This is a genomic window from Nocardia sp. NPDC088792 (genome assembly GCF_044750615.1).
Lineage (GTDB): Bacteria > Actinomycetota > Actinomycetes > Mycobacteriales > Mycobacteriaceae > Nocardia.
Genome location: NZ_JBIVKC010000002.1, coordinates 1,781,802 through 1,794,390, shown reverse-complemented (window position 1 = coordinate 1,794,390; position 12,589 = coordinate 1,781,802). Strand labels below are relative to the sequence as shown.

The window sequence follows — 12,589 nt, the reverse complement described above, 5'->3', positions numbered from 1 at the left end:
GATCGTTCGACGTTAGCGAGAGGTAGATCACGTTCGATGAAGCACGCGCTACGGGCCACGGTGATTGTTGCCGCGGCCGCTCTGCTCCTTCCCCTGACCGCCACGGCGGCCGATGCGGATGCGGCCCCGCAACCCACAGGACCCGACGGCGGTGCGGCCGGCGCGGCATGGACCGCCGCCGAAGACGGCCCGCAGCAGTACCCGAACGTCGCCATCCAATGGGACGTGCCGATCACCATGAGCGACGGCACCGTGCTGAAGGCGAACGTCTACCGTCCCGCCGACGCGTCCGGCCGGGCCATCGACGCCCCCACGCCGGCCATCGTCAACATGACGCCCTACACCAAGCTGGTGTCGAACATCGCCGACTCGGCCTTCTCCATCCCGGGCCTGTCGGACGCACTGCTCGATGTCTTCCGCAATATCCGCTTGGACGGCACCCCACTCACCGGTTTCGGTGAACTGCTCAATGCCGCGGGCAACGGCGAACTCCGCAACTTCTCCGTCGATCGCCAGCTCATCAAGTCCGGTTACACGCAGGTCGTCGTGGACGTGCGCGGCACCGGATTCTCGCAGGGCCAGTGGGACATGCTGCGCGGCCGCGAACAGCAGGACACCGTCGAGACCATCGACTGGGCGTCCAAGCAGTCGTGGTCGGACGGCAAGGTCGGTATGAACGGCCTGTCCTACTCGGCCATCAACCAGGTGCAGGCGGCGGAGCAGAATCCGCCGGCGCTGAAGGCCATCTTCCCCATCGTGCCCGGCAGCGACCTCATCGACGACGTGCTCGCACCCGGTGGCGGCTTCGGCTTCAACTTCATCCCGCTCTGGCTGGGCGCCATCAACGGCCTCAAGTGGGTGCCGGACCTGGCCTCGATCGCCAAGGGCGCCTTCGACTTCAAGTGGTTGCAGGACCGCACCGCGGACCCGTTCACCTACCTCGACGTCCTGATGTCCGCGTACACCAGCACCAATATGGATCAGCTGGATCCGCGCGTGAAGCAGATGCTGTCCGACTTCACCAGTGAGCGGAAGGACTGGCTCGGCGATCCCGGCAAGATCACCACGCCGACCTTCGTCACCGGCGGCTGGCACGATCTCTTCACCTACTCGGAATCCAAGATCTACAACCAGATTCCGCTGCCCCCGGGCCAGAAGCAGCTGCTCATGGGCGACACCTACCACGTCACCTCCGGCGCCGACGTCAACCGCCCCGGCGGCCCGCCGCGCCTGGACGTGCTGCAGCGCGCCTGGTTCGACAAGTGGCTCAAGGGCATCGACAACGGCATCGACACCTACGGCCCGGTGACCCTGCGCCAGCAGGGCGGCGGCTGGACCACCCAGGGCGGATTCGGGCCCAGCGCACCGGCTTCCGAGGCCGCCGACCACCGCCGCATGTACCTGTCCTCGCAGCGCTCCGGCACCGCGAACAGCGTCTACGACGGCTCGCTCACCGGTAATGCCAACGACGACAACGACAGCCTGACCGTCGCGCCCGGCCTGACCACCATCTGCTCCAACGACGCCGCCCAGGCCACCGCGGGTGTACTGAACCTGATCGACGTGTGCGCCAAGGACTCTCGCATCGCCGAGAGCAATGCGCTCACCTTCACCAGCGCACCGGTCGCCGAGACCACCACCATCTCCGGTCCGGTCGCCGTGCACCTCAACACGGTTCAGGACGCCGCCGACGGCTACTGGACCGTCACCGTCAACGATGTCGCTCCCGACGGTCGATCCACCGTGCTGACCTCCGGCCAGCTCATGGCCTCGCTGCGGCAGGTCGACGACGAGCACAGCAGCCGCGACAGCAAGGGCGATTACACCGACCCGCGCGCGTTCACCTCCCTGGACAAGCGGCAGCTGACCGTCCCCGGCCAGGCCACCACCCTCGATATCGCCCTCGGCGCCACCGAGGCCGTCCTGCAGCCCGGCCACCGCCTGCGCGTCGACGTCTTCGCCGGCAACTTCCCCAAGGGCCTGCCCATCCTGCCCATGCTCGTGGACACCGGCCTGAAGCCGGAACACCTGCAACTGGACCCGAACAACCCGAGCTATGTGAATATCCCGGTCCGCGGTCGCACCGGCTGGTGATACCGCCCCACCGGGCCTGATACGCCCCGGGAGTGCACAACGGCGTGCACACCCGGGGTTTCTTCGTTGCGATGCCTCCACGTCCGGCTCCGGTAGCTGAGGTGTCGCTGCTTCGGCTCCGCGTGCCCGTGCGCCGAGCGTGCTCTGACCTGCGCGAGCCGGAATCCGCCGGCATCTCCGGATGAGTCCGGCGCCCCGGGCGGACCGCGCCGGGACACCGTGCGCACCGCCCGCCGGAGTGGTACGAAGGAGTGATCCGGGGCCTCGAAAAGGGTTGCCGCAAGGCCGCTCACCAGCGAGGACGCCCTGGGCTAACACTGCATGAACACGGGGCCAACACCCGTGGAAGTGCCTGTGACCTGCGTGAAACTTCCTGCACCCGGGGTTTTCCCCGGCGTCGGCAACCGTACGATTCAAAGTGTGAGCGTTCCACAGGCCGTGCTTTTGGCAGTCCTGGCGGCCGTAGTAGGACTGGCCGTCGGCGGATTGCTCATTCCGTATGTCAATGCCCGGCAGGAGCGGCTGCGGGCCGCCGCCGATTCCGGCCTCACCATGTCCCAGGTCCTGGACCTGATCGTGCTGGCCTCGGAGAGCGGCATTGCCGTCGTCGACCAGTATCGCGATGTCGTGCTGGTCAACCCGCGTGCCGAGGAACTGGGCGTGGTGCACGACCGGCTGCTGGACGAACGCGCCTGGGCCGCGGTCGAACAGGTGCTGTCCGGCGGGACCGATGTGGAGTTCGAACTGACCGCCAAGATCCCCATGCCCGGCCGCGCCCGGCTCGCTGTCCGAGGGGTTGCTCGTCCGCTGTCGCAGGAGAATACGAACTTCGTGGTCCTGTTCGCCGACGACGATTCCGAGCAGGCCCGCATGGAGGCCACCCGGCGCGACTTCGTGGCCAATGTGAGCCACGAACTCAAGACCCCGGTCGGTGCCATGAGCCTGTTGGCCGAGGCGTTGCTGGAGTCCGCCGACGACCCGGACTCGGTGCGGCACTTCGGCGAGCGCCTGCACGGCGAGGCCCGCCGCATGGGCAAGATGGTCACCGAGCTGATCGCGCTCTCCCGCCTGCAGGGCGCGGAGAAGCTGCCCGAGCTCGAGGCCGTCCCCGTGGACACCGTGGTCAGCCAGGCCATCGAGCGTTCCCGTACCGCCGCCGAGGCCGCCGGCATCACGGTCAGCACCGACGCCACCTCCGAACTCGAGGTGCTGGGTGATCAGACCCTGCTGGTGACGGCCCTGTCGAACCTGGTGGAGAACGCCATCGCGTACTCTCCGCGCGGTTCGCACGTGTCGGTGAGCCGGGCCCTGCGCGGCGGCTACGTGAACATCGCCGTCACCGACCGCGGCATCGGCATCGCCAAGGAAGACCAGGAACGCGTCTTCGAACGATTCTTCCGGGCCGACAAGGCGCGCTCGCGCGCCACCGGCGGTACCGGACTCGGGCTGGCTATCGTCAAGCATGTGGCCGCCAACCACAACGGGGAAATCACCCTGTGGAGCAAGCTGGGCACCGGATCGACGTTCACGCTGCGCATCCCGTCCCACCCGGCCGACACCAACGGCCAGGGCGACAAGAAACTTCCCGCCGGCATCACGGCGGGCAAGAAGGAAAACGGTCCGCGCTCACTCGGGCGGGCCAGAACCAACGGTGTGGAGGCAACCCGATGACGAGTGTGCTGATCGTCGAGGACGAGGAGTCGCTGGCCGATCCGCTCGCGTTCCTGCTGCGCAAGGAGGGGTTCGAGGTCACCGTTGTCGGTGACGGCCCATCCGCCCTGGCCGAGTTCGACCGGGCCGGCGCGGACATCGTCTTGCTCGACCTCATGCTCCCCGGCATGAGCGGCACCGACGTGTGCAAGCAACTGCGTGCTCGCGGCAGCGTGCCGGTCATCATGGTGACCGCGCGAGACAGCGAGATCGACAAGGTGGTCGGCCTGGAATTGGGCGCCGACGACTACGTCACCAAGCCCTACTCCTCGCGTGAGCTCATCGCGCGCATCCGCGCGGTGCTGCGCCGCGGCGCGGGGGAGGAGGCGGATACCGGCGGCGAGACCAGCGTGCTGGAAGCGGGCCCGGTCCGCATGGACGTCGACCGTCACACCGTTCAGGTGAACGGCAAGGCGGTGACCCTGCCGCTCAAGGAATTCGACCTGCTCGAATACCTGTTGCGCAATTCGGGTCGCGTGCTCACGCGCGGCCAGCTCATCGACCGCGTCTGGGGCGCCGACTATGTGGGCGATACGAAGACCCTCGACGTGCACGTGAAGCGCCTGCGCTCGAAGATCGAAGCCGATCCGGCCAAGCCCGAGCACCTGGTGACGGTGCGCGGCCTGGGCTACAAACTCGAAGCGTAGGAACGGCATTCGGCATCGAGCCCGCTTCGCTACGGCGAAGCGGGCTCGAATTGTGCCTTGCGCATGGAATTTTCGGTCGCGTGCCGGTCGCTGCCCGCCGTGCGGTGCGTTACTGGCCGGGGAGGCCGTAGACCCAGACGTGTCCCAGCACGGGGACGTCGACCGGGGTCAGGGTGGTCCAGCCGATTGCGTCCACCTGCTTGCAGGCGTACAGCGGGACGCCCTTGCCGTCGCCGCGGCAGACGATCATGTTGGGGCCGCCGGGGGTGGGGACGTAGGGGCCGACCACGACCTGCTGGCCGGCCGCCTGGACGGCCTTGGCCTGATCGATGCCGGTGTACATCACGAATTCGGAGCTGTGGTCCGCGGGCGCGTTGGGATCGACGGGAGCATCATCGGCATTTGCAAGCGGCGCAATGGCGAAAAGCGCACCGGCGGCCAGTGCGGCCACGGTGAGGGACTTCTTGATCATGGGCAGGATGTCTAACACGTTCCGGTGAATTCGCAATATCGAAACGGTGTCACGCATCCTCACCGCTACCGGCTCCGCGAGGTCACCGGACGCGAATCCTCCCGAAACAGCGTTTCGTACAGCCTGATTCGAATGCCGCCGGCGTGCGGCAGGAATTCACCTGCCGGCCACTTTGCCTTTCGGTGGTCAGAGCCGGTCGCTCTGACCACCTTTCACTTCTTGCTCGCCGCCTTCGCGCGAGAGGCGGTCCGCGCCGGAGTCTTCGGCGCGGCCTTCTTCGCGGGCGCCGGTTCGGCTGCCGCTTCCGCCGCCGCGGCCTTCTGCTCGGCGATGACGGTGGCGGGGTGCACGGCCACGATGCCGAGTCCCTGCCGGCGCCGGCAGTGATGGGCGAGCTCGTCGTAGGCGGGCTTGCCGAGCAGCTCGATGAGCTCCGGCGCGTACGCCTCCCACACCGGGCGGGTGCCCACGTGCGCGTCGGGGGAGCCGGTGCAGTACCAGTTCAGGTCGAGGCCGCCGGGTCCCCAGCCGCGGCGGTCGTATTCGCCGATGGCGGTGCGCAGGATCTCGACGCCGTCGGGCCGGTCCACCCACTCCTGGGTGCGGCGGATGGGCAGCTGCCAGCACACCTCGGGCTTCACCGTGAGCGGTTCCAGGCCCTTGCGCAGGGCCATGGTGTGCAGCGAGCAGCCGATGCCGTTCTCGAAGCCGGGACGGTTGAGGAAGATGCACGCGCCGTCGAAGCGCCGGGTGCGCAGGGCGGGCTCGTCGTCGAGGTCGTCCTCTTCGAGATAGAGCTTCTTGCGGACGCGGCCCTTGTCGTCCATGGCCTCCGGCATGAGCTGCCAGTCCTCGGGTGTGAGCATTTTCACAGCCGCGGCCAGCTTCTTGCCGTCCTCGGCGTCGGAGAGGAATGCCCCGTGTGAGCAGCAGCCGTCGTTCTCGCGTCCGTCGATGATGCCCTGACATGCGGGCGTACCGAAGACGCAGGTCCAACGCGACAAGAGCCACGTCAGATCGGCCGCTATCAAATGCTCGTCATTAGCTGGATCTACGAACTCGATCCACTCCCGCGGGAAGTCGAGTTCGACCTCGGGAGCCGGGTCGATCTTCGCCGCTGGTCGCAGCCCGGTCGGACCACTTGCGGATGCACCTGCCGTCACATCGCGTGACGCTAACAGTTCAGTCGCCTGGCCTGAAGACGTGACGCACCCAGTACCGTGTTCTTGTGCGTCTCGGTGTACTCGATGTGGGAAGCAATACCGTCCATCTGCTCGTGGTGGACGCGCATCGTGGTGGTCACCCGATGCCTATGAGCTCGACGAAGGCCACTTTGCGGCTGTCGGAGAGCATGGACGACCAGGGTCGTATCACGTCGGAGGGGGCAACCCGGCTGACCGAGACTGTGGCCGAATTCGCAAGTATCGCAAAGACATCCGGATGTATCGAACTCATGGCGTTCGCCACTTCCGCGGTTCGTGAGGCCACCAACTCGGAAGCGGTGCTGGCCCGGGTGCGCGCCGAGACGGGCGTCAGCCTGCAGGTGCTCTCCGGTGTCGATGAGGCTCGACACACTTTCCTCGCGGTGCGGCGCTGGTACGGCTGGAGCGCCGGCCGGATCCTGAATCTGGATATCGGTGGCGGATCGCTGGAGATGAGCAACGGCGCGGACGAGAATCCGGATGTGGCTCTCTCACTGCAACTGGGTGCGGGCCGGCTCACCCGGGACTGGCTGCGCCACGATCCGCCGGGCAAACGGCGCGTGGCTGTCTTACGGGACTGGCTGGACGCGGAGCTGGTGCTGCCGTCGAAGCAGCTGCTGGAGATGGGCCGCCCGGATCTGGCCGTCGGCACGTCCAAGACCTTTCGTTCGCTCGCTCGTCTCACCGGTGCCGCCCCCTCTGCCGCGGGTCCCCGGGTGCGGCGTACCCTCACCAGTTCCGGCCTGCGGCAGTTGATTGCGTTCATATCTCGAATGACAGCCGCGGACCGGGCAGAATTGGAAGGCGTAAGTTCCGATCGGTCACAGCAGTTGGTGGCCGGGGCCCTGGTCGCGGAGGCGAGTATGCGGGCGCTGTCGCTGGATACGCTCGAAATCTGTCCCTGGGCACTGCGAGAGGGATTGATCTTGCGAAAACTGGATACCGACTTGGATAGCTTACCGATAGCCGGAGGCCCGAGCGGCGGCCTGACGGGCCCGATCGAAACGGTGTCTCGATGACCGAAGAAAATCAGCTGTCCGTCGCCGAACTTCTGGCGCGCAACGGGCAGCAGTCCGGGTCCGCGCCGAGCGGCGGCGGTCGCAGACGTCGTAGTGGCCGTGGGATTTCCGTCGCGGATCTCACCGGAGATATTCCGGTGGTGAAGCCCGGATCGTCCTCGCATGCGGCGGCGGATGAGGAATCGCCCGAGCCGGCGCCCGCCCCTGCCTCACCGGAAACGGACTATTCGAACTTCTCGAATTATTCTGATTACTCGAACTTTTCGGATCATTCCGGCTATTCCGCGCCGGGTTCCACCGCGCAATCGGACTATTCCGGTTATTCGGCGCCTGCCGTCGAACCCTCGTATTCGCCACTGTCCGGGCCGATCTCGTACTACGACCCGCTGGCCGGCGGCGGGCAGCCCGAAGCGCCGTCACTACCGGAGCCGTCCGGGTACAACAGGTCCGGTGGGGTCGACTGGCCGCCCGCCGAGAACCCGCCCGGCGGCCGGCGTTCCGCCCCCTTCGACGGAGCCTCCGGGGCGAACGGCCAGTCCGGTTCCACGCCGCGTAGCGGCCGCCGCCGCAAGCCGGATCCCCTGGATTCCGATGTCTCCCTGTCCGATTTGGACGGTCTCGGCGGCCCCGCACCCGAACAGCCCCGCAAGGAGGGCGGTCGCCGCCGCCGCTTCGACCCGGACGACGACACCACCGACGTACGCCCCTTCCGCGGCGACTCCGCCCCCGACGCCCCGCAGTTCGACGGTGCTCCCTTCGGCGGTCCCGGCCTCCCCGACAACGGCAATCGCCCCTACGGCGCCCCGAATGCCCTCGACGCCAACACCTCCCGCCCCTACGGCGGCCCGGACGGCAATGCTCCCGGCGCCTTCGGCGGTAACTCCCCCGGCTCCTACGCCGCCCAGAACGGCTCGGCCGGCAACGGTTCCTACGGCGGCCCGAATGTTCCCGGCGGCAATGCCCCCGGTCCCTACGGCGCTCCGAACGGTCCGGGCGGCAGTTCCCTCGGTTCCTACGGTGCCCCGAACGGTCCGGGCGGCAGTTCCCTCGGTTCCTACGGTGCCCCGAATGGTCCGGGCGGCAATGCCCCCGGTTCCTACGGTGCTCCGAACGGTCCGGATGGCAACGGTGTCGGCCCGTACGGCGGCCTGAACGGCACGGACAACGCCGCTCGTGGCTTCGGCGGTCCCAATGGCGCGGACAACGCCTCTCGCGCTTTCGGTGATCCGAATGCCGGTGGTCCCGGTGCCTTCGGCGGCCCGGTGGACGGCAACGGCGCCCGGGCGTTCGGCGGTCCCGCCGGCAACGGTCCCGGCGGCTTCGCTGCGGACGGCAAGGGGCCGCGGCCCTTCGGCGGCCTGGGTGCGCCCGACGACAGTGCCTCGCGGACCCAGTACCTCGACCCGAGCGCCGCCTGGGCGCCCGGCGCGGGACCCGATGCGCCCGTGCGTGGTTCGCGTCCCGGTTTCGAACCCACGCAGGCCGCGCCCGCGGCCCCGCCGATGTCCCGTTCGGCGCGCAGGCACGCGGAGGCGCGGCAGGCCGAGGCCCAGCCCCACCAGGACGAGTGGCACGACGAGCATCCCGGTTTCGGTGATGCGCGCCGCGACGACCGTTTCGGCCCCGGCGGTCCGGATCCCGATCGCGACGGCCCCGGCGGTCCGGGCGTGCAGCACGGCGCGCCCGGCGGCCTGCCCGCGTGGTCGGCGCGAAGACGCCAGGCGCCGGATGCCGCGCCCGGTGCCGACCGCCGCGAGCAGGCCGGGGTGCCGACCGCGGCGTGGATGCCGGCCGACGACGATCAGCAGCTGGTCTCCGGTGAAACGGTTGCCGGTGATCTGCTGCGGGATGCGCGCGAGCGCGGAGACGAACGCGCCGACCGTGATTCGCGTCGCGGTGGCAAACGCCGGGCCGGCGGTTTCGGCCGTCGCGGCGCGGCCGTCGCGGAGCCGGAGCCGGACGACCACCTCACCGATTTCTACGAGCCGCTCGATGAGGACGACGAGCACGACGAGGACGACGAGCACGACGACTACGACGACGACTATGACGACGAGCCGCGCCCGTCGCTCACCGGCCGATTGTCGGCGGTGGCCACGCGGGCCAAGCAGGCCGCCAAGCCGAAGCCGAAGCAGCGCAACGTGCCCGCGCGCGGAGCCGCCAAACGCGGTCCCGCCAAGCGTGCCGTCACCGAGGCCGACCATCGCCGGCAGTGGATGGTGCTGGCGGGTCAGAGTGTCGGTGCCGCGGTCGCGGGCATGTTGCTGTTCAAGGGTTTCGAGAGCATGTGGGAAGTGCTCCCGTGGGTTGCGCTGGCGCTGGCGATGATCGTGATTCTCGGCCTGGTCGCACTCGTGCGGGTGCTGCGCCGCACCGACGACATCTTCAGCACTGTGATTGCTGTCGTCGTGGGCGTCTTTGTGACGCTCGGACCGCTAGCCTTTCTACTCAGTACTAACTGAGCAGGGAGCGGCAGTGGGGAACAGTACGCCGGGGTCGAACATCGAAAGCCGATCGGATGGAACGGAAGTCCGGATCGGGCTCTCCACCGCGTCGGTGTATCCGGAGAACACCGAGGCCGCGTTCCGTTATGCGGCGGAGCTGGGTTTCGACGGCATCGAGTTGATGGTCTGGGCCGAACCGGCCAGTCAGTCCATTGCGACCGTCCAGCATCTCTCCCACAAATACGACATGCCGGTGCTGTCGGTGCACGCGCCGTGTCTGCTGATCTCGCAACGGGTTTGGGGATCGGATCCGGTCGCGAAACTCACCCGCAGCGTGCACACCGCCGAGGCACTGGGCGCGGCCACCGTGGTGGTGCATCCGCCGTTCCGCTGGCAGCGGCGCTACGCCGACGGATTCGCCAAACAGGTCGCGGAGCTGGAGCACAGCAGCCCGGTCGCGGTGGCGGTGGAGAACATGTTCCCGATGCGCGCGGATTCGCTGTTCCGCGGCAGTTCGATTCAGCGCCTGGAGCGGCGGGGCGGGCCCGGCCCGTCCATCACCACCTTCAGCCCGTCCTACGACCCGACGGATGTCGGCTACCGCCACTACACCCTGGACACCTCGCATACGGCGACGGCGGGCCAGGACCCGCTGGCCCTGGCCGCCCGCATGGGCAAGGGCCTCACCCACCTGCATCTGGCCGACGGCCGCGGCGCCGCCAATGACGAGCATCTGGTCCCCGGTGAGGGTACGCAGCCGGTCGCGGAACTCTGTGAAACGTTGACCCGCAACGGTTTCGACGGTCAGGCGGTCATCGAGATCAATACCCAGATGGCTCGCACCACCATGGACCGCGCCGCCATGCTGAACCGCGCTCTCGTCTTCGCGCGCAAGCACCTCAACGGATTCACCTTCACTCCCGAGCCGGAGCCGACGGGCGCGCGCCGCGGCTGATCGGGCGCGCCGAACTCCGCCGGCAGTGATTCGTCCCACCACCGGGTGCTGGCTATAGGCCACCGCTTGTACATTGTACAAACCGAGTGGAGAGGACCCAGCGGATGACATCGGAGTCGACCGTCGACCTGGAACGACCGAGCGGCGTGGGTGACGCGCCCTTCAGCCGCGTGTGCGCACTCACCGAGCTGCCGTCCGCGACGCCCGGCACCGGCCGCTACGCCGGCCACATCGAACCGATCTGGACCATCGGCCCCAAACTGCACGGCGGCACCATGGTCGCCGGCAGCGCCGCGGCCGCCACCGAATGGCTGCGCCGCACCGAGCCCGGGCGGGCTGCCATGTTCCCGATCGCCGGCAGCTCCGACTTCCTCGGCGCCCCGGATCCCGGCGCGGTCGAATACGAGGTGCGCATCCGCAAGGCGGGCCGCCAGATCTGCCTGGTCGACGTGAGCCTGATCCAGCACGGCCGCACCCTCGTGCACACCGCCTTCACGTTCAGCCACCTCGACGACGCGCTCCCGGCCTACGCCGCCGACCACGCCGGCGACATGCCCGCCGAACCGCCCGCCACCGCCCTCGCCTACGACGAACGAAACCCCATGGGCAAGCTCGTCCATGTGGCACAGGGCGCTTCGGTCGCCATCGACCCGGCCTGGGCGACCTTCCTGGCCGGCGCGAAATCGGAACCCCGCCTGCGCCTGTGGATCCGACCCTTCGCCGGCGACGAACAGGACCCCGACGTGTCCGCCTACTTCGCCATGATGGCCGCCGACATGTCCCCGCCCGTCCCCATGAACCTCGGCCACTTCGGCTGGGCCCCAACGGTTCAGCTCACCACCTACCTCCGCCGCCGCCCCGCCCCCGGCTGGCTCCGCGTCATCGCCGTAGCCCGCGAGGTGGGCAACCGCATGTTCGACGAAGACCAATTCGTCATCGACTCCACGGGCGCGCTGGTAGCCGAGAGCCGCCAACTGGCCCTGATCCCGCAGGCGCAATAACCGCTGGTTCCGTCGCTGCTGCCTGCCGCTAGCCTTGACCGTTATGACGAGGATTGCGGTTGTCGGTGGTGGACGGATCGGGGAGGCATTGCTCGCCGGGCTGCTCGAATCCGGGCGGGCGAGCAAGGATCTGGTGGTGGTCGAGGCGGTGCCGGCGCGGGCCGAATTGCTGGGGGAGCGGTTCGGGGTGCGGGTCACCGATGCGGTCGCCGATGCCGTCGCGGGCGCCGATCTGGTCGTGATCGCCGTCAAGCCGCAGGATGTGGATGGTGTGGTGACCGAGCTGGCGAAGGCCGAGATCGGGGAGGGCGAGCGGGAGACAGTGCTGGTGTCGCTGGCCGCGGGTGTGCCGACCGCGCGTTTCGAGGCCAAGCTGCCCGCGGGTTTCCCGGTGGTCCGCGTCATGCCGAATACGCCGATGCTGGTCGGTCAGGGCATGAGCGCCATCGCGCCCGGCCGCTACGCCCGCAAGGAGCAGCTCGCACTGGTGACCGAGGTGCTGGAGTCGGTCGGCAAGGTGGTGACGGTGTCCGAATCGCAGATGGACGCGGTCACCGCGGTGTCGGGTTCGGGTCCGGCGTACTTCTTCCTCGTGGTCGAGGCCATGATCGACGCGTCGGTCAGCATGGGTCTGAGCCGTGAGGTGGCCACTCGGCTGGTGACGCAGACGTTCCTCGGCTCGGCGGCGTTGCTGGAGGAGTCCGGTCAGTCTGCCGTGGAGTTGCGCGCGGCCGTCACATCGCCCGCGGGGACGACCGCGGCGGCCGTGCGGGAGTTGGAGCGCGGCGCGGTGCGTTCGGCCTTCCACGAGGCTTTGCATGCCGCAAAAGCGCGTTCCGCCGAACTGGCGGGTGCCGCCGACTAACGTTGACGGCGGGGGTTGATGGCGCGCATCGTGGAAATACCGCCCGGTTGCTAGTTTGCTGCCGGAGCCCGACTCGCCACAGCAAAGGCTGATTTCTCACACCCGTCGCAGCAATCCCACTGGTCCCGCTAAGCTTCAAGGAGCACGTGCGTGTCTGTTCCGCCGGTGGGGAAGCCGGCG

10 protein-coding genes are annotated in these 12,589 nt (G+C 68.4%); 8 read left to right on the top strand and 2 right to left on the bottom strand.

Annotated features, from left to right (window positions below):
* Positions 1-36 precede the first annotated feature (36 nt).
* From ACIP5Y_RS17355 to ACIP5Y_RS17345, 3 genes are all read left to right on the top strand, one after another.
* Positions 37-2,094, top strand: a complete 2,058-nt coding sequence (locus ACIP5Y_RS17355; RefSeq protein ID WP_400351116.1) for a CocE/NonD family hydrolase — start codon at positions 37-39, stop codon at positions 2,092-2,094.
* Positions 2,095-2,514: 420 nt separating this feature from the next.
* Complete coding sequence (locus ACIP5Y_RS17350) at positions 2,515-3,765, top strand: sensor histidine kinase (RefSeq protein ID WP_400351115.1); 1,251 nt, start codon at positions 2,515-2,517, stop codon at positions 3,763-3,765.
* Positions 3,762-4,451, top strand: coding sequence for a response regulator (locus ACIP5Y_RS17345; RefSeq protein ID WP_400351114.1), 690 nt, complete (start codon positions 3,762-3,764; stop codon positions 4,449-4,451). Before ACIP5Y_RS17350 ends, ACIP5Y_RS17345 begins: the two co-directional genes overlap by 4 nt.
* A gap of 109 nt (positions 4,452-4,560) precedes the next feature.
* On the opposite strand, the gene ACIP5Y_RS17340 is transcribed toward ACIP5Y_RS17345, so the two are convergent.
* A complete protein-coding gene (locus ACIP5Y_RS17340) occupies positions 4,561-4,923 on the bottom strand; it encodes a hypothetical protein (RefSeq protein WP_400351113.1) in 363 nt (120 codons plus the stop codon).
* Between the two features lie 212 nt (positions 4,924-5,135).
* A complete protein-coding gene (locus tag ACIP5Y_RS17335) occupies positions 5,136-6,086 on the bottom strand; it encodes a hypothetical protein (RefSeq protein WP_400351112.1) in 951 nt (316 codons plus the stop codon).
* Between the two features lie 65 nt (positions 6,087-6,151).
* Here ACIP5Y_RS17335 and ACIP5Y_RS17330 point away from each other — a divergent pair, with 65 nt between their 5' ends.
* From ACIP5Y_RS17330 to proC, 5 genes are all read left to right on the top strand, one after another.
* Positions 6,152-7,144, top strand: coding sequence for a hypothetical protein (locus ACIP5Y_RS17330; protein ID WP_400351111.1), 993 nt, complete (start codon positions 6,152-6,154; stop codon positions 7,142-7,144).
* Complete coding sequence (locus ACIP5Y_RS17325) at positions 7,141-9,606, top strand: hypothetical protein (RefSeq protein ID WP_400351110.1); 2,466 nt, start codon at positions 7,141-7,143, stop codon at positions 9,604-9,606. Before ACIP5Y_RS17330 ends, ACIP5Y_RS17325 begins: the two co-directional genes overlap by 4 nt.
* Before the next feature lie 13 nt (positions 9,607-9,619).
* The gene (locus tag ACIP5Y_RS17320) at positions 9,620-10,543 is read left to right on the top strand and encodes a sugar phosphate isomerase/epimerase family protein (protein WP_400351109.1); all 924 of its coding nucleotides are present in this window, start codon (positions 9,620-9,622) and stop codon (positions 10,541-10,543) included.
* Between the two features lie 104 nt (positions 10,544-10,647).
* Positions 10,648-11,544 carry a thioesterase family protein gene (locus tag ACIP5Y_RS17315; protein ID WP_400351108.1) on the top strand — a complete coding sequence of 299 codons (897 nt, stop codon included), beginning with the start codon at positions 10,648-10,650 and terminating at the stop codon, positions 11,542-11,544.
* 43 nt (positions 11,545-11,587) lie between these two features.
* Entirely contained in the window at positions 11,588-12,409 is an 822-nt protein-coding gene (gene proC / locus ACIP5Y_RS17310) for a pyrroline-5-carboxylate reductase (RefSeq protein ID WP_400351107.1), read from the top strand.
* Positions 12,410-12,589 lie beyond the last annotated feature (180 nt).

Bases quoted from the DNA above. Each gene is read 5' to 3' on its own strand.
- proC (WP_400351107.1), top strand. From the start codon at position 11,588: ATGACGAGGATTGCGGTTGTCGGTGGTGGACGGATCGGGGAGGCATTG.
- ACIP5Y_RS17315 (WP_400351108.1), top strand. From the start codon at position 10,648: ATGACATCGGAGTCGACCGTCGACCTGGAACGACCGAGCGGCGTGGGT.
- ACIP5Y_RS17340 (WP_400351113.1), bottom strand. From the start codon at position 4,923: ATGATCAAGAAGTCCCTCACCGTGGCCGCACTGGCCGCCGGTGCGCTT.
- ACIP5Y_RS17345 (WP_400351114.1), top strand. From the start codon at position 3,762: ATGACGAGTGTGCTGATCGTCGAGGACGAGGAGTCGCTGGCCGATCCG.
- ACIP5Y_RS17355 (WP_400351116.1), top strand. From the start codon at position 37: ATGAAGCACGCGCTACGGGCCACGGTGATTGTTGCCGCGGCCGCTCTG.
- ACIP5Y_RS17325 (WP_400351110.1), top strand. From the start codon at position 7,141: ATGACCGAAGAAAATCAGCTGTCCGTCGCCGAACTTCTGGCGCGCAAC.